Source organism: Amycolatopsis sp. cmx-11-12, from assembly GCF_046269425.1.
GTDB lineage: Bacteria > Actinomycetota > Actinomycetes > Mycobacteriales > Pseudonocardiaceae > Amycolatopsis.
This window is the reverse complement of sequence record NZ_JADNQM010000019.1, coordinates 76312-97242: the sequence shown is the minus strand read 5'-3', so window position 1 is coordinate 97242 and position 20931 is coordinate 76312. Positions and strand designations below refer to the sequence as shown.

Genomic DNA, 20931 nt, shown 5'->3' with positions numbered 1-20931 from the left:
GCTGGCGGCATCCGGCCGGGCGAGGTAGGAAGGGGACATCCCACCCGCCGACGTGTCGGAGACCGCCATGAAGAAGATCATCAACGACCCGAAGACGGTGGTCGCGGAATCCCTGCGCGGGCTCGCCGTCGCGCACGCGGACGTCCTGCGCGTGGAGGACGACCCGGCGATCGTGGTGCGCGTGGACGCGCCCGTGGCAGGGAAGGTCGCCGTGATCTCCGGCGGCGGCTCCGGCCACGAACCACTGCACGGCGGCTTCGTCGGGCAGGGCATGCTGGCGGCCGCCGTGCCGGGCGCGGTGTTCACCTCGCCGACGCCGGACGCCGTCGAGGCCGCGGTCAAGGCCACCACCGGCGACGCGGGCGCGCTGCTGATCGTGAAGAACTACACCGGGGACGTGCTCAACTTCGAGACCGCCGCGGAACTCGCCGCCGCCGAGGGGCTGGACGTGCGCAGTGTCGTCATCGACGACGACGTCGCGGTCAAGGACTCCACGTACACCGCAGGTCGTCGCGGGGTCGGCGGCACGGTGCTGCTGGAGAAGATCACCGGCGCCGCCGCCGAACGGGGAGAACCCCTGGATGTGGTGGAAGCCTTGGCGCGCAAGGTGATCGGCCAGGTCCGCTCGATCGGCGTCGCGCTCACCGCGCCGACCGTGCCGCACGCGGGGGAGCCGAGTTTCGACCTCGCCGACGACGAGATCGAGTTCGGCATCGGGATCCACGGCGAACCCGGAATCGAAAGGACCCCGGCCTTGTCCGCCGACGAACTCGTCGCGCGCATGGTCGAGGCGCTGGTGACGGATCTACCTTTCGGCGACGGCGACAAGGTCCTGCTGTTCACGAACTCGATGGGCGGCACTCCGCTGGTCGAGCTGTACCTGGCACACGGCATCGCCGAGCGGCTGCTGGCCGAGCGTGGGATCGTGGTCGAACGGCGCCTGGTGGGGCCGTACATCACCAGCCTCGAGATGCAGGGGATGAGCCTGACGTTGCTGAAACTGGACGACGAGCTGACCGAGTTGTGGGACGCGCCGGTGAACACCCCGGCCCTGAGGTGGGGAGTCTGATGGCCTGCACCGCCGAGACGCTCGCCGCCGCCTTGCGGGCGGCGGCCGTGGTGATCGCCGAACATCGTGGCGAGCTGATCGACCTCGACCGTGCGATCGGCGACGCCGACCACGGCGAGAACATGGACAGGGGGTTCGCCGCCATCGTGTCCGCTTTGGACACCGCGACGCCCGAAACCCCCGCCGCGGTGGTGAAACTCGCCGCCACGACGTTGATCTCGAAGGTCGGCGGGGCGGCGGGCCCGTTGTACGGCACGGCTTTCCTGCGCGCGTCGGTCAAGCTGGGTGACGCGGCGGAGGTGGACGGCCCGTTGCTCGTCGAAGCCTTGCGCGCGGCACTCGAAGGGGTGCAGGCGCGCGGCAAGGCCGTCGGAGGAGACGCGACCATGGTCGACGCGCTCATTCCCGCCGTCTCCGCCGCCGAAGAGGCGGCCGGTTCGGACATCGCGGCGATCCTGACCGCGGCGGCGGACGCCGCGGACAAGGGCGCCGAGTCCACTGTGGATCTCGTCCCGCGCAAGGGACGCGCGTCCTACCTCGGCGAGCGCGCGAAGGGGCATCTCGATCCAGGGGCCCGCTCGACGGCGCTGCTGCTGCGCGCGTTCGCGGAGGCGGCCCGGTGAGCGTCGGAATCGTGCTCGTCTCCCACAGCGCCAAACTCGCCGAAGGACTCGCGGAACTCGCCGCGCAGATGGCACCGGACGTCACCATCGTGGCGGCCGGAGGCCTGTCCGAAGGCGGGATCGGAACGGACTACGACGAGGTCGTCGCCGCGACCCAGCGCGCCGATTCGGGGACGGGCGTCGTCCTGCTGTACGACCTGGGCAGCGCGCAGATGACCGCGGACCTCGCCGTCGAATCGCTCGCCGACCCGTCGGCCGCGGTCGTCGTGGACGCGCCGCTCGTCGAAGGCGCGATCGCCGCCGCCGTCGCGGCGCAGGGCGGGGCGGACCGCCAGGCCGTCGCCGGAGCCGCCGCCTCGGCGGGTGCCCCGCCGGACCTGACGATCGACAGCGGCGCGCGAGACGGCGAGAGCAGTGTCGAACTCACGCTGCGGAACGACGTCGGACTGCACGCGCGGCCCGCCGCTGTCCTGGTCCGGAGCCTCGCGGGGCTGGAGGCGGAGGTCACCGTGCGGCTCGGCGAGGAGACCGCGGACGCCAACAGCGTGCTCGCGCTGATGGCTCTCGGCGCCCGTCAGGGCGACCGGATCGAGGTCCGCGCGCGGGGTGCGCAGGCCGACGAGGCGCTCGCCAAGGTCAAGGACCTGGTCGAGCAAAACTTCGGCGAGTGAGCTGAAGGGGACTTTCCCCTCGTCTCACGCGGGGAAAGTCTCCTTCAGCTCTCGTCCGCGAGTGACACTTACTCGATCCGGAGGGTGACAGCCGCTGCTTTCCGCGCCCCGGCATGGCACGATCGGAGAAAACTACCAGCGAGTAACCTCCGGAGGCCGGTTGTGGCGCGGGAAATCTCGAGTGTGGGAGTCATCGGTCTCGGCACCATGGGTGCCGGGATCGCCGAGGTGCTCGCGCGGAGCGGCGTCTCCGTGGTCGCGGTGGAGATCGACGACGACGGCGTCAGCCGGGGCCGGGGTCATCTGGAGCATTCGACCGAACGGGCGGTGTCCGGCGGCAAACTCGACGCCGACGGCCGGACCGCGTTGCTCGGCCGGATCCGGTACACCACGTCGCTGGCCGAACTGTCCGATGTGGACCTGGTGATCGAGGCGATTCCGGAGAACCTCGAAGCCAAAACCGACGTTTTCGCGGCGCTGGACAAGATCACCGGCGCGGACACGATCTTCGTGTCCAACACCTCGTCGCTGTCGATCACCGAGATCGGCGTGCACACCGCGCGGCCGGGCAAGGTCGTCGGGATGCACTTCTTCAACCCGGCGCCGATCCTCAAACTGGTCGAGATCGTCCGCACCGTCGTCACCGAGCCCGACGTCGTCACCGACGTCGTCGCGTTCGCCGAACGCCTCGGCAAGACCCCGGTGGTGATCGGCGACCGCGCCGGGTTCATCGCGAACGCGTTGCTGTTCGGCTATCTCAACCACGCCGTGCGGATGTACGAGCAGCGCTACGCCACCCGTGAGGATCTCGACGCCGCGATGCGGTTCGGCTGCGGATATCCCATGGGGCCCTTGGCTTTGCTCGACCTCATCGGGCTCGACACCGCGTACGAGATCCTCGACACGATGTATCACCAGTCGCGCAACCGGCTCCACGCGCCGGCGCCGCTGCTGAAGCAGATGATCACCGCTGGGCTGCTCGGCCGGAAGACCGGACAGGGGTTCTACGCCTACGACGAGCCCGATTCGCCGACGGTGACCGACGCGGTCACGGCGTCCACTGTGGACACGGTGGCGCCGCGCGAGGTGCGCAAGGTCGGCGTCGTCGGAACCGGGACGATGGCGACCGGCATCGTCGAGGTGTTCGCGAAACGGGGTTACGAGGTCATCCTCCGGGCGCGGAGCGCGGAAAAGGCCGCGGCGTCGGTCGCGCGGGTGAAGAAGTCGCTGGACAAGGCCGTCGTCAAGGGCAAACTCTCCGAGGAGGACGCCGCCGCCGCGCTCGGCCGGATCTCGCCGGCGGTGGAGTTCGAGGAACTGGCCGACGTCGACCTCGTCGTCGAGGCCGTCGCCGAGGATCTGGCCGTCAAGCAGGCCGTCTTCGCCGCCCTCGACGACGTCGTGAAGCCCGGCGCGGTGCTGGCGACGACCACGTCCTCACTGCCGGTGATCGAATGCGCGGCCGCCACCTCGCGGCCGTCGGACGTGGTCGGCGTGCACTTCTTCAACCCGGCGCCGGTGATGAAGCTGGTCGAGGTCGTCTCGACCATCGCGACCGCGCCCGACGTGGTCGCGACCGTGGACGCCGTCTGCGCGGCGGTGGGCAAACACCCGGTCCACTGCGGCGACCGGGCCGGGTTCATCGTCAACGCGCTGCTGTTCCCGTACCTCAACGACGCGGTGAAGATGCTCGAAGCGCACTACGCGGAGGCCGACGACATCGACACCGCGATGAAGGTGGGCTGTGGGCTGCCGATGGGCCCGTTCGAACTGCTCGACGTCGTCGGGCTGGACGTTTCGCTGGCGATCCAGCGGACCCTGTTCAACGAGTTCCGCGAAGAGGGCTTCGCGCCCGCGCCGCTGCTGGAGCACCTCGTGACCGCCGGCCGGCTGGGCCGGAAGACGGGGAAGGGCTTCAAGGACTACTTGGCCAAGTAAGGCCTTACTCGGCCAAGTAGGGCTCGTTGGCGCAAGTGGAGGACTACTTGCGCCGACGGCCGGTAACTTGGACCCCATGCCGGTTTCCTCGGGGGTCAGGAAGCGGATCAAGGAGTTCCTCGATCCGGACGACGAGATCCACTACGTGTTCCCAGCCGACGTCGACGGCAGCGCCAATCCCAGCGTGTTCATCGCGGTCACCCGCAAGACGATCACGGTGCTGTCGACCGGGCACTGGAGCAGGACGACGCCGAAGCGGGTCATCTCGACGACCCCGCGCAACCAGCGGATCGGGCCGGTGGAGACGGCGACCACCCCGTGGTTCAAGTTCTGCGGCATCGTCTACGAGATCGACGACGAGTACGTTTCGGTCATCCACGCCGCCGACGCGGAAATAATGCGTGACGCGGCAAAGCCTGAAGATCCGCTGCCGGACCTCTAAGCTCGCCGGAGTGCGCCAGCTGACATACGACGGGGTGCCGATCCCCGGCTTGAACGACCTGGTCCGGACGGCCATCCGCCTGCATCCCGCGCAAGGCGACCCCCGTCCGGACGAAAGCCATCTGGGCGGCCCGCTGCTCTGGCCGTCGGACGAGCCGTGGCCGGAATGCCCGGTGACCTGGCCGCCGGACCCGGACGCGTCCGACGACGCGTGGGCGGGCGGGCATCCGCTCGACGAACCGGTTCCGGCGATGATCAGTGCCGCGCAGTTCTTCCGCGGCGACTTCCCCGAGCTGCCCTTCCCGGAGGGCACCGACGTCCTGCAGCTCCTGTTCTGCCCGATGCAGCACAACAGCCTGCATCACCAAGGGCCCGCGGTCCGGCTGGTGTGGCGCGATTCCGGCGAAGTCGAGGACATCATGGACCCGCCGCCCGCGCCCGAGGACGCCGACACGGCTCTCCTTCCGGTGCCCTGCGTGTTCGAACCGTGCTCGATCGACGAACTGCCCCGTCTCTGCGACTTCCCGCCGGAGACCCGCGCCGCGCTCGGCATCCCCGAGGGCGCGCATGACGACCCGGAGGGCTGGCCGGAGCTGGACCAATACTCGAAGATCGGCGGCTGGACCGCCTGGGACGAGACCGATCGTCACGAGCTGGGCTGCCGGGAATGCGGCGCCGAGCTACGGCAGACGATCGCGCTGGCCACGGAGGAGCACGAGGTCGACTGCGGGTGCGAGGTCGCCGAAGCGGAACCGGCCGGCTGGTCGTTCGCCCGGAAGGGGGTGCTGAACGTCTTCACGTGTCCCACCGACGTCGCGCATCCGTTCAAGGTCCGGATCGACTAGCGGTCCGTGCCATCGAGTGGCGTCCCGGGCGTGCTCAGACTCCGCACTCGCGTGCTCAGAGACGGATCTCGCGTGCTCAGACTCCGCACACGTGAGTGCGGTGTTGGAACCGACGACTCCGGGCGCTAGGCGGGCGGTAGCAAAGGTCCCCCGCTCCAGTGCTGGAAGACGAGGTTCGTGTGTACCCGGGCGACCTCGTCGCGGGCGGTCAGTTCGTCGAGCACCAGGCGTTGCAGTTCGGTCGCCGAAGCGGTGGCGACGTGCGCGAGGAAGTCGTCCGGTCCGGTCAGGTGGTAGACGGCGCGGACCTCGGGCAGGGCCAGCAGATGCTCGACGAACGAGTCCACCAGCGTCCGCCGGTGCGGGCGGACCTGGACGAACAGGAGCGCTTCGAGCGGTCGGCCGAGTTTGGCGGCGTCCACCTCCGCGCGTTGTCCGGTGATCACCCCGAGCTCACGAAGCCGGTTGACGCGGTCGAGGCAGGTCGAGGGCGCGATGCCGACTTCGGCCGCCAGATCCTTGTTCGAGATCCGGGCGTCGTTCTGGAGCAGCCGCAGAATTCGCAGGTCGACCGTGCTCAGTTCGACAGAATCCGACATTGGCGAATGATATCCGAGGATATTGCTTCCGATCCGGAGAAAACCGCACCATCTCGGTATGACCGCAACGCTGCGCACCCGAGCCGTCCACGCCGGCCGTGACGACCTCACGGACCTCGGCGTCCACGCCGCTCCGCTCGACCTGTCCACGACCTACCCGTCGCGGGACAGCGTCGAGGAGGCGGGCCGCATCGACGAGTTCGCCACCACGGGCTCGCTGTCCGGGCTCCCGGTCTACGGGCGGCTGAGCAACCCGACCGTCGAACGATTCGAGAAGGCGCTGGCCGAACTCGAGGGCTTCGAAGACGCCGTCGCGTTCGCCACCGGCATGGCCGCGGTGTCGGCTTCGCTGCTCGCCGCCGTCGCGCGGGGCAAGCGGCACATCGTCGCCGTCCGGCCGGTCTACGGCTGCACCGACCATATGCTCACGTCCGGTCTGCTCGGCACCGAGGTGACCTGGGCCGATCCGGCGGAGCTCGCCTCGGCGCTGCGTCCCGACACCGGACTGGTGCTGCTCGAAACGCCCGCGAACCCGACCCTGCGCGAGGTCGACATCGCCGAGATCGTGCATGCCGCCGGCGATGTGCCGGTGCTGGTCGACAACACCTTCGCGACTCCCGTGCTCCAGCGTCCGGGACGCCACGGAGCCCGGTTCGTCCTGCACAGTGCGACCAAGTTCCTCGGTGGCCACGGTGACGTCATGGGTGGCGTAGTCGCTTGTAGCGCCGAGGACGCCGGGATGCTGCGGCAGATCCGCTTCGCCACCGGAGGTGTCTTGCACCCGCTGGCCGGGTACATGCTGCTTCGCGGCCTTTCGACGCTCCCGCTGCGCGTCAACGCCGCGTCCGCGACGGCCGCCGAACTCGTCGAACGGCTTCGCTCGCATTCGAACGTCAGCGCGGTGCACTACCCGAGCATCGGCGGGCCGCTGATCGCGTTCGAGGTCGAGGGCGATCCGCACACGCTCATCGGCGCGGTCCGGCTGGTCACCCCGGCCGTCAGCCTCGGCAGCGTGGACTCGCTCATCCAGCATCCCGCCTCGATCAGCCATCGGATCGTCGCCGAGGACGACCGGCACGGCGCGGGCGTCACCGACCGGCTCATCCGCATGTCGGTGGGGCTGGAGGACGTCGAGGACCTCTGGCACGACCTGGATCAGGCACTCAAAGCGTGCTGAATCACTGCGATCGTGGTCACCGGGATGTCGACAAATCGTCCGGCCTGGCTAACCTGGTCGGGTGAAAGATCTGGTCTCGTCCTGGGTGGAATCTTCGGCTCGTAACACGCTTTCGCGGCTCCACGAGCAGATCGGCGTTGCCGGACTCGCCGCGGCGGCGGCCCTTCCCGGGCTGTCGGCCGTCTTCGATCAGCACTCCGCCGCGGTGCGGGACATCCTCGCGGCTGGGGTCGAAGGTTCGGCGGCGGTCGCCGGGGTGGTACTTCTCGCCGGCTACACGCGCGGGCTGCTGGACGAGGCCAGGGCCAAGGGCTGGACGTTCCGCGCCCCGGCCGACCTGTCCGGCTGGAGCACCAGCGACTGGACGACCGCGCGCCTGGTCGGCGTGTGTTCGCTGGCCGCGACGATGGACGACCGCCGGGCACAGCCGACCGGGAACGGATAGGGCGGCCGGACGCCCCACCCGTTCCCGTTGCAGGTCAGCGGTACTCCGGCGGAGGGGGCATTGACCCACCGGGTGGCCGCTGGCCGGGATCCTGGTGCTGGGGCACCTGACCCTGGTTCGGCGGGAACTGCTGGTGCTGGCCAGCGGTCATGTTCGGATCGTTCACCGCGTGATGTCCGGCGGACACCGGCTGCTGAGTGGTCGTCCGCTCGGTCGGCACTTCACCGGAGCGGTTCGCGTCCTCGCGACCCCGCTGGTATGCCTCGGCCTGTGCCTTCGCGGCCGGGATCTCCGCCTCGGCCCTGCCGAGCCAGGTCTCCCACCGCTGCTGCATCGGCTTGATCAGGCCACCGCCGACACCGACGACGGCGATCCCGCCGACCGTGGCGAGCACGGTGATCAGCACCGGCAGCGTGACCGCGGTGGCCACCCCGATCTGATTCAGCGCGGCGATGGCACCGAGGCCCCAGATGAACACCGAGGCGATGGTGGCGAGCACCTTGCCGTAGGAGACGCCGCTCAGGGCCCGGCCGACCAGGTCCTTGACCGCCTTCGCGATCGCGCCGGTGATCACCACGATGATGATCGCGACGATGGCGCGCGGCAGCCACGCGACGATCTCGTTGAGCAGCGAGCTCACCGGGTTCGGGCCGAAGACGCCGAACGCGAACTGCAGGGCGATCAGCAGGATCGCGTAGTAGATGATCTTGCTGATGATGCCCGACGCGTCGAACTGACTCCGCGCGAGCATCTGTTTGAAACCACCTCGTTCGACGAGGCGGTTGAACCCGACCTTCTCGAGCACCATGCTCACGGCTTTCGCGATCGCCTTGGCGATCAGCCAGCCGATGAGCAGGATGACCAGGAACGCGAGCAGTTTGGGGACGAAGGTGGCGACCGAACTCCAGGCGCTGGACACGCCTTGACCGAAATCGACGGCCGCCAGTGCTGATGTGGCCACTGGACGTTCTCCCTTCCCACTACTGGAGGTTCCAGACTGATGGGAAGGGGGTACCCGGTGACCACTTCGTCACACGTGGGGCCACCCGATCGGGTGGTCAGCTACAGCAGCCGCCTCCGCAGCAGCCGCCGCCCCCACCTGCGGGAACAGGGGCCGGACCGGCCGCGGATCCGGTCAGCGCGACGGTCGTCAGCAGCTTGACGGTGTCCTGGTGGCCCTCGGGGCACGGCGCGGGCGCGCCGGACTCGCTCATCGGCCGGAGCAGTTCGAAGGTCTCGGTGCACTCGCGGCAGCGGTAGGCGTAAGTCGGCATGCGCTCATCTTCTCATCTCCTTTCACCTTGCGGGATGGCAAGCTGGCCGGGTGGAACTGCCTGTCGCGGCGCACGTGCCGCACCTCGGCCAAGTCGTCCCGTCCGTCCTCTCCGCCCTCGGCGCCGCCGAATTCGCGAACCCGCTGAGCCTCGCCGAGGCGTCCAGCGCCTGCGTGCTGCTCATCGACGGGCTCGGCTGGGAACTGCTGGCCGAGCACGCCGCCGACGCGCCCGTGCTCACCCAACTGGCGAAGTCGCCGCTGCGGGTCGGTTTCCCGGCCACGACCGCGGCGGGGCTCGGCGCGATCGGCACCGGCCTGGCCTCGGGGGAGCACGGCCTGGTCGGCTACACCTTCGAAGTCCCCGGGGCGGGCGTCATGAACGCGTTGCGCTGGACCAGTCACGAGGACGGCGGCGATCTCCGCGGCGCGCTGCCGCCGCGCGAGGTCCAACCCCTGCCGACGACGTTCGAGCGCGCGGCGGCCGCCGGGATCACGACCAGCGTGGTCTCGTCGGCGAAGTTCGCGGACACCGCGCTCACCCGCGCGACGCAGTCCGGCGCACGCTATGTGGGCGTCCACGCGCTCGGCGACCTTGCCGCCTGCATCCTGAACTGTCTTCAGGCGCGACCGGCGTTCTGCTGGGGCTATCACAGCGAACTCGACATGCTGGGCCACATCTACGGACCCGGTTCGTCACCGTGGCGGATGCAACTGCGGCACGTCGACAAGCTGGTCGAGTCCGTTGTGGACGGTCTGCCGTCCGGCGCGCTCCTCGCGGTCGTGGCCGACCACGGCATGGTGACCGTCGAGGGCGCGCTCGACATCGACGAGACGCCCGCGCTGCTCGGCGGTGTCCGGGCCATCGGGGGCGAGGTCCGGGCCCGGCACGTCTACAGCGAACCGGGGGCGGAGGCCGACGTGCTGGCGGCCTGGCGCGAGGTGATCGGTGACCGGGCGTGGATCCTGTCACGCGACGAGGCCGTCGAGGCGGGCTGGTTCGGGCCGGTCGCCGACCGGGTACGGCCGCGGATCGGCGACGTCGTCGTGGCGGCGAAGGGGCGTTTCGGGCTGGTGCGGGAACTGGCCGAGGCCGTCGAGTCCTCGATGGTCGGTCAGCACGGTTCCCTGACCCCGGCCGAACAACTCGTCCCGCTGGTCCTCGCGCGCGGCTAGCCCGCGTTACTCCGGCTTCCTGGCCGAGAACTCCACGCTTCGCTTCGGCACGTGACCGACCTTGATGTCGGTGAATCCGGCTTCCTGGAGCCGCGGCCAGATCGAAACCGGGTCGAGCGCGTTCATCGTGTCGCCGAGGTGGAAGAGCCGGAACGGCGCGCTCGCCAGGTTGTCCATCGCCCGCAGGACGCCGCCGGGGCGGAGCACCCGGAACGCCTCGGCGAAGATCGCGTCCTGCGACTCCGTCGTCGGCACGTGGTGCAGCATCGTGAAGCAGACGACCGCCGAGAACTCGCCGTCCTCGAAGGGCATCGCCGCGCCGTCGCCGTGGACGATCCGCACCCGCCCGTCGAACTCCCGGTTGAGGAGATCCGCCGACGCTTCGTCGATTTCGATGGAGGTGAGCCGGGGGACGAGCCCGACCAGTGCCCGGGTGGTCGCGCCGTAGCCGGGGCCGATCTCCAGTACGGAGTCGCCGAGATCGAAACCGGCGACGTTGCGCGGCATCTCGGCGGCGACGGCCTTCGCCCACAGCGCGGAACTGCAGAGTTTGCGGTGCACCAGGTTCATCGGCATGAATCCGAAGCTAGCCGTGACCGGTAGGCGATAGGCTGCCAAGTGATGTCGAGAATCGGACTCCTTCCCCCGATGGCGACGGCGATGGTGCTCGGTGAGATGGATCTGCCCGCGGGCACCTGGTTGCCGTGGCACGAGCACGACGGTCACCAGCTCGCCTGGGCGGCGCGGGGGATCCTGAGCGTGAACGTCGGCGAGCAGCACTGGGTGCTCCCGCCGACGAGGGCGCTGTGGATCCCGGCCGGTGTCGTCCACCGGACCGGCGCCACCGCGCAGGCGGTGTTGCGGGGGATCTACGCGGCTCAGGACCGGTGCCCCGTTCGCTGGGCCGTGCCGACGCTCGTCGCCGTCCGGCCGTTGCTGCGGGAACTGTTGGAACACCTGGGCTCGGCAGCGCTCGACGACGGCACCCGCCGCCGCGCCGAAGCCGTCGTCTTCGACCTGCTCGAACCGGTGGACGTCGTGCCGATCAACGTGCCCATGCCCTCCGACGGGCGTGCGCTGACCGTCGCGCGGGCGGTGATCGCCGACCCGGCGGACCGGCGTGGTCTCGCGGACTTCGCGCACGGCGTGGGCGCGAGCGAACGCACGCTCGCGCGGCTGTTCCTCACCGAGTGCCGGACGACGTTCGGCGCGTGGCGGGTGCAGGCCCGGTTGCGCGCGTCGCTGCCGCTGCTGGCCGAGGGCATGCCGCTGACCGCGGTCTCCCGCCGGATCGGCTACTCGTCGCCGAGCGCGTTCGTCGTCGCCTTCCGCCGGGCCGTCGGTGTGACGCCGGGCGCCTACTTCGGCGGCTGAGCGAAGGCCCGATATACCGTTTCCCGCGTGCCTCGACGTAACCGGCCCGAACGCGGTGGACGCCCAGATCTCGGCGCGTCGACCGGCTGGGCGCGCTCCGAATCGGCCACGGACGGGGAATGGCTGGTCCGGACCGTGCCCGGCGCACAAGCCACCAAGGACTACCGCTGCCCCGGCTGTGACCACGAGATCCGGCCGGGGACCCCGCATCTGGTCGTCTGGCCCGCCGACGACACCGGCGGGGTCGCCGACCGCCGCCATTGGCACAAGGCGTGCTGGGACGCGCGGTCCCGGCGCCGCCCCGGCCGCTGGTGATCCGGCGTCTGATTCACCTCCGCAGGTGCAGTGAAGGCGCTCCCTCGAACTCCTCCCTCGTGTGGACCTTGAAACCGAGCCGCTCGGCGACCCGGATCGACGGTTCGTTGGATTCCATGATGTTCGCGATCACCGGGACGTCCGGGATCTCTCGCTCCGCCCATTCGACGACGGCGGCCGCCATCTCCGTCGCGTAGCCCTTGCCCCAGGTGAACGGCCAGAAGCGGTACGCGAGGTTCAGCACGCGCTCGCCGTTCCATTCGTGATATCGGACGCCGCCGAAGCCGGCGATCACGTCCGGATCGTCCAAAGCGGACACCGTCACGTAGCCGAAACCATGCTCGGCCCATTGCTTCATCCAGGTGTCGTACAGCTCCCGCGCACCCTCGACGGTGTGCGGGACGACGTTGAACTTGTTCGTTTCGGGATCGGCCTGCAGTGCGACGATGTTCTCGCGATCCGCCTCGTGCAGCCGCCGCAGCAGCAGCCTCTCCGTCTTGATCTCTGTCAGCACGGTTCCGACGGTAGACCCAGGGTGCGACAGAATTATCGCCATGACGGATCTCCCGCTGGTACTGCTGCACGCCTTCCCTGTCGACGCCCGCATGTGGGATCCGGTGCGTGCGCCGCTTTCGGAACGCCTTCGGCTGATCACCCCCGATCAGCGCGGCCTCGGCCGCAGTCCGCTGCCGGAAACCGACCGGGAGCCGAACCTGGACGACGCCGCCCGCGACGTCGTGGCGCTGCTCGACCGGCTCGAACTCGACAAGGTCGTCCTCGGTGGCTGCTCGATGGGCGGCTACCTGACGATGGCGGTGCTGCGCGTCGCACCGGAACGCGTGGGCGGTCTCGTGTTCATCGACACGAAGGCGACGGCCGACACTCCCGATGCCGCGCAGACCCGGCACGACCTCGCGGCCCGGGTCGAAGCGGAAGGCACTGGATGGCTGCCCGATACCCTCACGCCAGGATTGCTCGCCGAGAAAGCCCGCCCCGAGGGGGCCGAACGGCTTCGCGAACTGATCACGACGCAGCCGCCGTCGGGGGTCGCGTGGGCGGCCCGTGCGATGGCGGCACGGCCCGATTCGGTCGAGACACTGCGATCGGCGGACGTGCCGGCGCTGGTCGTGGTCGGTGAAGAGGACGGCCTGACCCCGTTGGACGCGGCGAACACTCTGGTGGAGACGCTGCCGGACGCGACATTGGTCGTGCTGCCGGAAGCGGGACATCTGACGCCGCTGGAGGATCCGGCCGGAGTCGTCGAAGCGATCTTGGGCTGGTACCCCGCGTAAAACGTTTCCCTTGCCCCTTTGAAGGTATAGCGGACAAGGGGACTTGCGGCTAGCCCCCATTCCCGGTCCACAATTCGTGCCTTCACGTTTTGCCGAAGGGGGACAAGTAGTCGACTACTTGCTCCGGCCCGGCCAGGCCCCGGTGCTCCCAATGCGGCGTCGGGTGCGTTGGGTGCACCCGATGCCGCATTGGGTGCACGCGGTCTTGCGTCGCCCGGCCGCAAGTGGGCGACTACTTGCGGGAGAAGTAGCGCTCAAGCGCCGCCTCGGCCTCCCCGAGCCGCGAGGGGAACCGCCGCGCGATCACGAACCGCCAGGGAACCTCGAACAACCGCCGAAGCGCGATGAACGGCTCCAGTGACGAAGGCGCCACGTCCGCCGGGTACGCGGAAAGGGCCGAAGGGCCGAGGTCCGCGTAGAGCACACCGAGGTCCCAGCCGAGCGGTCCGCGCCAGGCGTCTTCGAAGTCGAGCCAGCAGGGCCCGGCCGCTGTCGCGACGACGTTCCCCGAGTGCGCGTCCCCGTGCAGCGGCCGGACAGGCAAGTCCGGCAGCGCCGCCGCGACCCGTTCGAGTTCTTCGTACAGTCGCGGCGCCGCACCGTTCATGAAGGACCCGTGCCGGTCGAGCAGCGTCCGGAGTTCACGGACGGGTCCGAGGTCGGGCAGTTCACCGGGGTAGTCCGCGAGCGCCGTCTTCACTCGCGCGAGTGAAGACACCACCTCCCGCGGCGGCAGGGTGTCTCCCGCCTCATGGGGCGTGTAGTGCCAGAGAGTGACCGGCAGGCCGTTGGCGAAATGCGGTCCGGCCGGGGGATCCGTGGTCGGTGAGACGACGAGCACATCACGTTCTGTGAGGTACGTCGACAGCTCGACATCGCGCGCGAGCCAGTCCACAGGGGACGGCCGGGCCAAGCGCGTCGTTCCCGGCACCCGCGCCACCACCGGACCCAGTCTCACCAGCACGTTCGACTTGAAGTGCAGGACATCGGGATCCCCGGTCGGCAGCCCGTACCGGTCACCGACAGCGATCGCCGCGGCCACTCCCGCGCGGGTGTGTTCGTCGGTCACGGCGCGATCTTGCCAGCCGGTGCGCGCGACGGTGGGTAGTGAGGGCTACGATCCCCACTAGCCGCCGAAATGGGTCCCGAACCCGGCCGACGGCAGAACATTGACCACCACAAGGTTTGAGTGTTGGAGGCAGGAGTGACGGCCGTAGCCCCCAAGCCGATCGCCACGCGCCCATATCCCGCGCGCGAGTCGGTTAAGGGTTCGTACCTGCTGCGGTTGTTCCGCACGACGGACCACAAGCAAATCGGCATCATGTACCTGGTCACGTCGTTCGCCTTCTTCATGGTGGGCGGCGCGATGGCGATGCTGATCCGCTCCGAGCTGGCACGTCCCGGGCAGCAGTTCCTTTCGCAGGAGCAGTACAACCAGCTGTTCACGATGCACGGCACGATCATGCTGCTGCTGTACGCGACGCCGATCCTCTTCGGATTCGCGAACTTCGTGCTGCCGCTCCAGATCGGTTCGCCGGACGTCGCGTTCCCGCGGCTGAACGCGTTCTCGTACTGGCTGTACCTCTTCGGCGGCCTGATCGTGATGTCCGGCTTCCTGACGCCGGGTGGCGCCGCCGACTTCGGCTGGTTCGCCTACACCCCGCTGTCGGACGCCATCCACTCGCCCGGCGTCGGCGCCGACCTGTGGATCTCCGGTCTGGTCGTCTCCGGTCTCGGCACCATCCTCGGTGGCGTCAACATGATCACCACGGTGGTCTGCCTGCGCGCCCCCGGTATGACGATGTACCGGATGCCGATCTTCACCTGGAACATCCTGGTCACCAGCATCCTGATCCTGCTGGCGTTCCCGATCCTGACCGCGGCCCTGATGGGCCTGCTGGCGGACCGGCATCTCGGGGCGCATGTGTTCGACCCCGCGAACGGCGGCGTGATCCTCTGGCAGCATCTGTTCTGGTTCTTCGGCCATCCAGAGGTCTATATCGTGGCCCTGCCGTTCTTCGGGATCGTGTCGGAGATCTTCCCGGTCTTCAGCCGCAAACCGATTTTCGGATACAAGGGCCTGGTCTGGGCGACGCTGGCGATCGCCGCGCTGTCGGTGGCCGTGTGGGCGCACCACATGTACGCGACCGGCGCCGTGCTGCTGCCGTTCTTCTCCTTCATGACCTTCCTGATCGCGGTCCCGACGGGCGTGAAGTTCTTCAACTGGATCGGCACGATGTGGAAGGGCCAGCTGTCCTTCGAGACGCCGATGATCTTCTCGATGGGCTTCATCGTCACGTTCCTCTTCGGCGGTCTGACCGGCATCATGCTGGCCGCGCCGGCGATCGACTTCCACGTGTCGGACAGTTACTTCGTCGTCGCGCACTTCCACTACGTGCTCTACGGCACGATCGTGTTCGCCACGTTCGCCGGGATCTACTTCTGGTTCCCGAAGATCACCGGCCGCATGATGGACGAGAAGCTCGGCAAGTGGCACTTCTGGACCACGTTCATCGGTTTCCACGCCACGTTCCTGGTGCAGCACTGGCTGGGCGCCGAAGGTATGCCGCGGCGGTACGCGGACTACCTGCAATCCGACGGCTTCACCACGCTGAACACGATCTCCACGATCGGCGCGTACATCCTCGGTGCCTCGACGCTGCCGTTCATCTGGAACGTCTTCAAGAGCTACCGGTACGGCGAGATCGTCACGGTGGACGACCCGTGGGGCTACGGCAACTCGCTCGAATGGGCGACGTCCTGCCCGCCGCCGCGGCACAACTTCACCGAGCTGCCGCGGATCCGTTCCGAGCGGCCGGCGTTCGAGCTGCATTACCCGCATATGGTGGAGCGCATCCACAAGGAGGGTGAGATCGGCTTCTTCGGGAAGCAGAAGGTCAACACCCACCGCGCGCCGTCTCAGGTGCTCACCGAGGCGGCCATGCCGGGTGATCACTCCAAGGACAACTCCAGCGAGAAGTGACCCGATAAGCGGAAATGGCGCGTGCCCTGCCTCACACCGAGACAAGGCACGCGCCTTTTTCGTGTCTGGCTGAGAGAGACTGAGCCCGTGACGCAGACACCAGTTCTCATCACCACCACCGGTCCCGACAAGCCGGGCGTGTCCTCGGTGCTGTTCGCCGTGCTGTCGCGCCACGACGTCGACGTCCTCGACGTCGAGCAGGTGGTCATCAGAGGCCAGCTGGTGCTCGGCGTGCTAGCCGGGGTGTACCGCGACCCCGAAGGCCTCCAGGAATACGTCGAGCAGGCGATGGCGTCGGTCGGGATGCAGGTCGAGGTGAAGATCGGCTCGGCCATCGGTGCCGACCCGTTCGCCATCGGCCAGAAGGATTCGACGCACGTCCTGCTGATGCTCGGCCGCCCGGTGACCGCGCGGGCGTTCTCCGACGTCGCGCGCCGCCTCGCCGCGCTGGACGTCAACATCGACTCGATCCGCAGTGTCGCCGACTACCCGGTCACCGGGCTGGAGCTGTACACCTCGCTCGCCCAGGACACGCCGGAGGCCGACGCCGCCTTGCGGACCGCGCTGGCCGACGCCGCCGTCGAGGCCGGGATCGACATCTCGGTCGAGCGGGCCGGGCTCGCACGCCGGGCCAAGCGGCTGGTCGTCTTCGACGTCGACTCCACGCTCATCCAGGGTGAGGTCATCGAGATGCTCGGCGCGCACGCCGGCGTCGAACCGCAGGTCCGCGAGATCACCGAGGCCGCGATGCGCGGTGAACTGAACTTCGGTGAGTCGCTGGAGCGCCGTGTCGCGCTGCTGGAAGGGCTCCCCGAGACGGTGCTCGACGAGGTCGCCGCGTCGATCGAACTCACCCCCGGCGCACGCACGACCATCCGCACGCTGAAGCGGATGGGTTTCCGCTGCGGGGTCGTTTCGGGCGGGTTCACCAAGATCATCCAGTCACTGGTGGACGACCTCGGCCTCGACTTCGCCGCCGCGAACGAACTCGAAGTGGTCGACGGCAAGCTCACCGGCCGGGTGATCGGGGAGATCGTCGACCGCGCGGGCAAGGCGACCGCGCTGCGCCGGTTCGCCGAGGAGTACGAGATCTCGCTTCAGCAGTGCGTCGCGGTCGGCGACGGGGCGAACGACATCGACATGCTGTCGGTCGCCGGGATGGGCGTCGCCTTCAACGCGAAGCCCGCGCTGCGCGAGGTGGCCGACACCGCGCTTTCGCATCCGTACCTCGACGCCGTGCTGTTCCTGCTCGGTGTCACGCGCGGTGAGATCGAGGCCGCCGACGCGGCCGACGGTCTCGAACTGTCCCGGCCATGAGCGTGCTGGAGCCGTTGGCCGCGCGCTACGCGTACTGGTTGGGACTGCCTGCCGAGGCCACGGAAGACACCTCGGACGAGGATCCCGCCGAGGTCCGCGCCATGCCGGTGATCCTGCGGATGGAACGCGCCGAACCGCCGTCCCGCACCGCTTTGCTGGAGGCCGCCGCCGCCGCGGCCATCGCGGTCTGCCTCGACGAACGTGCCGGACCCGAGGGTGAGTGGCACGAGCCGCTCAAGGCCTGGGTCGACGGCCGGATCCGCAAGGTCGCCCGGCGTGCGCGGGGCGCGCACTGGCAGGCCGTCCAGGAACTGCCGGGCATCACGATCGAGGTCGACGGCGCTGAGGCACGGGCCTTGCTTCCCGGCCGCGTGATCGAGACGCCGAAAGAGGTCTCGCGGTTGCAGATCTCCGGGAGCGAACTCCCGGCCGACGAGCCGGGGCCCGCACCGGACGGTGTCCCGCGGTTGCTGCTGAACCCCGAGGTCTCGATGACCGTCGGCAAGGGCGCCGCCCAGGTCGGGCACGCGACGATGATCCTGGCCTCGCTGCTGGACGAGCCCGGACTGGCCGCTTGGGCCGAGACCGGTTTCCGCTGCTCGGTGCGGACCCCGCCGGTCGCGACCTGGAAGGCGCTGTGCCCGGTCGAGGACCCCGAGGGCTCGTGGCGCCGGGACGGTGTCGTCGCGGTCCGGGACGCGGGATTCACCGAGGTTGATCCCGGAACGGTCACTGTCCTAGCCCAAAGGGCTTAGCCTCTTATACTCCCCGCATGGGTGACCGGCTGATCGCCGGGCGCTACCGCTTGGAGGAGCGGATCGGCGCCGGTGGCATGGGTGTGGTCTGGCGTGCCACCGATCAGGACCTCGGGCGGGTCGTCGCGCTCAAGCGCTCGCAGGCCGGGGACAACGGCCAGATCCGGCGCGAGGCGCGAATCGGCGCAGGCCTGCATCATCCGAACGTGGTCACCGTCTTCGACGCGGTGATGGACGGTGACGAGCGCTGGCTCGTCATGGAATACCTGCCTTCGCGCAGCCTCGCGGACATCCTCGAAACCGACGGTCCGCTGCCGCCCGGCAAAGTCGCGAAGATCGGCGTCCAGCTCGCCGCGGCGCTCGCGGCGATGCACGAGAAGGGCATGGTCCACCGCGACCTCAAACCGGGCAACGTCCTGGTGGCCGAGAACGGCACCGCCAAACTCACCGACCTCGGCATCGCGCAGTGGGCGGAGGTGACCCGCACCGGGGGCGCCCTCGACGTCGGGACTCCCGGCTACGTCGCGCCCGAGATGGCCGAAGGGCAGCAGGCGGGTGCCGCGGCGGACGTTTTCTCGCTCGGCGCGACGCTCTTCGCCGCCGTCGAGGGCACATCGGTGTGGGGAGACGCGAACGCGGGACCGTTCGTCCAGCTCCGGCGGGCGACGTCGTACACCCTGGAGCCGATCCGCCAGGCTGGACGGCTGGCGCCGGTGCTGACCGAGCTGCTGCGGCGCAAACCCGCCGGGCGGCCGAACGCCGTCCGCGCCGCCGAGCTGCTGGCCGAGGTCGCGGATGTCGACGTTCCGGCGCGGTCGCGACGTTTCCGGGTGACCAGGCGCGCTGTCGCGATCGGAGCCGTCGCCGCGGTGCTGGTATTGGTGGGTGGCCTGGTCTACGCCACCAAGGAACCGGCGTCGATCGCGGCCGCCCCGCTCCCCGCCGATTCGGTCGGCGACCCGCGTACGGCGGATCCGTGCGCGCTGGTGGACCCCTCGGTGCTGAAGCGGTTCGGTACCCCCGAACTCGACACCGCCAACGGCAACTTCAACGCCTGCGGAATCCTGCTGCGGATGAGCCCCGACGACGGTGACATCGTCGACGTCCGGCTCGAATTGACGATTCCGAAATCGCCGTTGCTGGAGAAGCCGGTTCCGGGGCGCTTGACTGTGCGCGAAGTACCGGGCGAACCCGAAGAGAAGTGTGCCCGGGTCATCCCGTTGCCGGACGGCAACCAGGTCTGGGTGCACGCCCGGCACATCCAGGACTGGCACGCCCATCTGTGCGACTACGTCGTCCCGGTGGCCGTGCACGCGGCCGACGTGCTGAACCGGGAACCGCTCAAGCGGCGTCCCGTTCCCTTCGCCGCGGGAACGCTCGGGAGTCTCGATGCCTGCGCGCTGGGCGGGGAACTGCCGCAGGCGATCGTCGGCGGCCCGGCAATGCCGGATCCGGTCTTCGGCAACTGGGAGTGCTACTGGAACCATCGTGAGACGGAGGTGACGATCCGGTTCGAGCGGGAGTGGGCGCCGTTCGAGGCAGACGGCACCCGCGTCGCTCTCGGATCGCGGGAGGCCTTCGTCGAGGTCTCGTCCGAGTGGGAGGCTTGCCAGGCCGAGATCCCGCACCGGACCTTCACCGGGAACGGCCGTGCCATGATCGAGACGGTGGAGATCTACGTTTCGGACAAGGTCAAGAAGCCGCCGGAGATGTGCCCGGCGGCGGAACGGCTCGCCAGGGAGATCGCGCCAAGGCTGCCACCACTCTGAAAGGGAAGCCCGTGTCTTTGGAAGTCCAGCGCGACGGCGAGCACCGCTTCGTCGGCCGCAACGAACGCGGCGCCGAGGTCGTGATCGGCCGCAAGGGCGCCGAGGGCGCCTTCTCACCCGCCGAACTGCTGCAGATCGCGGCGGCGGGCTGCTCGGCCGTCACCGCCGAGAACCTCATCACGCGCCGGATCGGGGAAGACTCGAAGTTCCGGGTCGGCGTGACCGCGGACAGCCGCGAAGGCGTTTCGGAACTCGACGCCGTCCATGTGGCTTTCGACGTCGACGTGTCGTCACTGCCCGCTGAGGATCGGGAGGCGCTCGCGGCGGCGGTGGATCGCGCCATCGAGCGGCTGTGCACGGTGAGCCGGACGCTGAAGAAGGGGATCCCGGTCACGGAGAGCTTCCCGACCGAGTAGGGCCCGGGATGTTATGAACGGTCCGTTCATAACAAATTTTGCAATGAACGGACCGTTCATAACACTTCGCTAGTGCTTCGCGGCATGGCCTTCGGAGCTCCAGACCACGTACGCCTCGTCGGCGTCAGTGGTCATGGCCTCGATGAACTTCTCGTTGTCGAAGCCGGGCAGCGTCTGCAGCCGCTCGATCAGCGCGTCGGCGGCCGGGTCGCCGCTGGGGATCGCGGTGCCCTTTCCGTCGGCACCGGCGAGCATGAAGAAGACGTCTTCCTTCCACGGGCCTTCAGGGATCACTCTGACCACTACCGCGGACAGCTCGGACCACGTGACGGCTTCCTCGCTTCCGTCCGCGAGCTGGCGACGCACTCCGGTGTCATCGACGCTGACGGTCCGGGATTGTGCGTTGGGCGACTCGTGGGACAACCGGTTCTCCCTGTCTTCGGCGTTCCGTTT

Annotated in this window: 24 protein-coding genes; 17 read left to right on the top strand and 7 right to left on the bottom strand. The window is 69.0% G+C overall.

Annotated features, from left to right (window positions below; genetic code table 11):
• Positions 1–67 precede the first annotated feature (67 nt).
• The 6 genes from dhaK (at position 68) to ACLARN_RS24930 (ending at position 5587) form a co-directional block, all read left to right on the top strand.
• Entirely contained in the window at positions 68–1069 is a 1002-nt protein-coding gene (gene dhaK / locus ACLARN_RS24955) for a dihydroxyacetone kinase subunit DhaK (RefSeq protein WP_409493872.1), read from the top strand.
• On the top strand, positions 1069–1692 hold the full coding sequence (gene dhaL, locus ACLARN_RS24950) for a dihydroxyacetone kinase subunit DhaL (RefSeq protein ID WP_409493871.1): 624 nt from the start codon (positions 1069–1071) through the stop codon (positions 1690–1692). Before dhaK ends, dhaL begins: the two co-directional genes overlap by 1 nt.
• Positions 1689–2363 carry a dihydroxyacetone kinase phosphoryl donor subunit DhaM gene (gene dhaM, locus ACLARN_RS24945; RefSeq protein WP_409493870.1) on the top strand — a complete coding sequence of 225 codons (675 nt, stop codon included), beginning with the start codon at positions 1689–1691 and terminating at the stop codon, positions 2361–2363. Before dhaL ends, dhaM begins: the two co-directional genes overlap by 4 nt.
• Positions 2364–2525: 162 nt before the next feature.
• On the top strand, positions 2526–4301 hold the full coding sequence (locus ACLARN_RS24940) for a 3-hydroxyacyl-CoA dehydrogenase family protein (protein WP_409493869.1): 1776 nt from the start codon (positions 2526–2528) through the stop codon (positions 4299–4301).
• Positions 4302–4377: 76 nt separating this feature from the next.
• Positions 4378–4743, top strand: coding sequence for a hypothetical protein (locus ACLARN_RS24935; RefSeq protein ID WP_409493868.1), 366 nt, complete (start codon positions 4378–4380; stop codon positions 4741–4743).
• A 10-nt stretch (positions 4744–4753) separates the two neighbouring features.
• Positions 4754–5587, top strand: coding sequence for a hypothetical protein (locus ACLARN_RS24930; RefSeq protein WP_409493867.1), 834 nt, complete (start codon positions 4754–4756; stop codon positions 5585–5587).
• 125 nt (positions 5588–5712) lie between these two features.
• Here ACLARN_RS24930 and ACLARN_RS24925 read toward each other — a convergent pair whose 3' ends face one another.
• Positions 5713–6186, bottom strand: coding sequence for an Lrp/AsnC family transcriptional regulator (locus ACLARN_RS24925; protein WP_409493866.1), 474 nt, complete (start codon positions 6184–6186; stop codon positions 5713–5715).
• Between the two features lie 58 nt (positions 6187–6244).
• Here ACLARN_RS24925 and ACLARN_RS24920 point away from each other — a divergent pair, with 58 nt between their 5' ends.
• Together ACLARN_RS24920 and ACLARN_RS24915 are read left to right on the top strand one after the other, a co-directional pair.
• The gene (locus ACLARN_RS24920) at positions 6245–7363 is read left to right on the top strand and encodes a trans-sulfuration enzyme family protein (RefSeq protein WP_409493865.1); all 1119 of its coding nucleotides are present in this window, start codon (positions 6245–6247) and stop codon (positions 7361–7363) included.
• A 61-nt stretch (positions 7364–7424) separates the two neighbouring features.
• The gene (locus ACLARN_RS24915) at positions 7425–7808 is read left to right on the top strand and encodes a DUF6401 family natural product biosynthesis protein (protein WP_409493864.1); all 384 of its coding nucleotides are present in this window, start codon (positions 7425–7427) and stop codon (positions 7806–7808) included.
• Positions 7809–7842: 34 nt separating this feature from the next.
• On the opposite strand, the gene ACLARN_RS24910 is transcribed toward ACLARN_RS24915, so the two are convergent.
• Both ACLARN_RS24910 and ACLARN_RS24905 read right to left on the bottom strand, forming a co-directional pair.
• Positions 7843–8769, bottom strand: a complete 927-nt coding sequence (locus tag ACLARN_RS24910) for a mechanosensitive ion channel family protein (protein ID WP_409493863.1) — start codon at positions 8767–8769, stop codon at positions 7843–7845.
• Between the two features lie 97 nt (positions 8770–8866).
• Positions 8867–9082, bottom strand: coding sequence for an FmdB family zinc ribbon protein (locus tag ACLARN_RS24905; RefSeq protein WP_409493862.1), 216 nt, complete (start codon positions 9080–9082; stop codon positions 8867–8869).
• Between the two features lie 50 nt (positions 9083–9132).
• Between ACLARN_RS24905 and ACLARN_RS24900 the strand changes: the two genes are divergently transcribed.
• The gene (locus tag ACLARN_RS24900) at positions 9133–10257 is read left to right on the top strand and encodes an alkaline phosphatase family protein (protein ID WP_409493861.1); all 1125 of its coding nucleotides are present in this window, start codon (positions 9133–9135) and stop codon (positions 10255–10257) included.
• Between the two features lie 6 nt (positions 10258–10263).
• On the opposite strand, the gene ACLARN_RS24895 is transcribed toward ACLARN_RS24900, so the two are convergent.
• Positions 10264–10827: a class I SAM-dependent methyltransferase gene (locus ACLARN_RS24895; RefSeq protein ID WP_409493940.1), complete on the bottom strand. Its 564-nt coding sequence runs from the start codon at positions 10825–10827 to the stop codon at positions 10264–10266.
• Positions 10828–10878: 51 nt separating this feature from the next.
• On the opposite strand from ACLARN_RS24895, the gene ACLARN_RS24890 reads away from it, so the two are divergent.
• A complete protein-coding gene (locus ACLARN_RS24890; protein ID WP_409493860.1) occupies positions 10879–11631 on the top strand; it encodes an AraC family transcriptional regulator in 753 nt (250 codons plus the stop codon).
• Between the two features lie 27 nt (positions 11632–11658).
• Complete coding sequence (locus ACLARN_RS24885) at positions 11659–11946, top strand: hypothetical protein (protein WP_076162472.1); 288 nt, start codon at positions 11659–11661, stop codon at positions 11944–11946.
• Positions 11947–11959: 13 nt separating this feature from the next.
• Here ACLARN_RS24885 and ACLARN_RS24880 read toward each other — a convergent pair whose 3' ends face one another.
• Positions 11960–12460 carry a GNAT family N-acetyltransferase gene (locus tag ACLARN_RS24880; RefSeq protein WP_409493859.1) on the bottom strand — a complete coding sequence of 167 codons (501 nt, stop codon included), beginning with the start codon at positions 12458–12460 and terminating at the stop codon, positions 11960–11962.
• A gap of 40 nt (positions 12461–12500) precedes the next feature.
• Here ACLARN_RS24880 and ACLARN_RS24875 point away from each other — a divergent pair, with 40 nt between their 5' ends.
• Positions 12501–13238 carry an alpha/beta fold hydrolase gene (locus ACLARN_RS24875; protein WP_409493858.1) on the top strand — a complete coding sequence of 246 codons (738 nt, stop codon included), beginning with the start codon at positions 12501–12503 and terminating at the stop codon, positions 13236–13238.
• Between the two features lie 232 nt (positions 13239–13470).
• Here ACLARN_RS24875 and ACLARN_RS24870 read toward each other — a convergent pair whose 3' ends face one another.
• Entirely contained in the window at positions 13471–14307 is an 837-nt protein-coding gene (locus ACLARN_RS24870) for a phosphotransferase family protein (RefSeq protein WP_409493857.1), read from the bottom strand.
• Between the two features lie 135 nt (positions 14308–14442).
• Here ACLARN_RS24870 and ctaD point away from each other — a divergent pair, with 135 nt between their 5' ends.
• The 5 genes from ctaD to ACLARN_RS24845 all read left to right on the top strand — a co-directional run bounded on the left by ctaD (position 14443) and on the right by ACLARN_RS24845 (position 20478).
• Positions 14443–16221 carry a cytochrome c oxidase subunit I gene (gene ctaD / locus ACLARN_RS24865; protein ID WP_005165634.1) on the top strand — a complete coding sequence of 593 codons (1779 nt, stop codon included), beginning with the start codon at positions 14443–14445 and terminating at the stop codon, positions 16219–16221.
• Between the two features lie 87 nt (positions 16222–16308).
• Positions 16309–17538: a phosphoserine phosphatase SerB gene (gene serB, locus ACLARN_RS24860; protein ID WP_409493856.1), complete on the top strand. Its 1230-nt coding sequence runs from the start codon at positions 16309–16311 to the stop codon at positions 17536–17538.
• A complete protein-coding gene (locus ACLARN_RS24855) occupies positions 17535–18293 on the top strand; it encodes a peptidyl-tRNA hydrolase (RefSeq protein WP_409493855.1) in 759 nt (252 codons plus the stop codon). The genes serB and ACLARN_RS24855 overlap by 4 nt, the downstream gene beginning before the upstream one ends.
• A gap of 17 nt (positions 18294–18310) precedes the next feature.
• Positions 18311–20062 (top strand): serine/threonine-protein kinase, encoded by a 1752-nt coding sequence (locus ACLARN_RS24850; RefSeq protein WP_409493854.1) that lies wholly within the window; start codon positions 18311–18313, stop codon positions 20060–20062.
• A gap of 11 nt (positions 20063–20073) precedes the next feature.
• Positions 20074–20478 carry an OsmC family protein gene (locus ACLARN_RS24845; protein WP_409493853.1) on the top strand — a complete coding sequence of 135 codons (405 nt, stop codon included), beginning with the start codon at positions 20074–20076 and terminating at the stop codon, positions 20476–20478.
• Between the two features lie 69 nt (positions 20479–20547).
• Here ACLARN_RS24845 and ACLARN_RS24840 read toward each other — a convergent pair whose 3' ends face one another.
• Entirely contained in the window at positions 20548–20901 is a 354-nt protein-coding gene (locus tag ACLARN_RS24840) for a hypothetical protein (RefSeq protein WP_026466908.1), read from the bottom strand.
• Positions 20902–20931 lie beyond the last annotated feature (30 nt).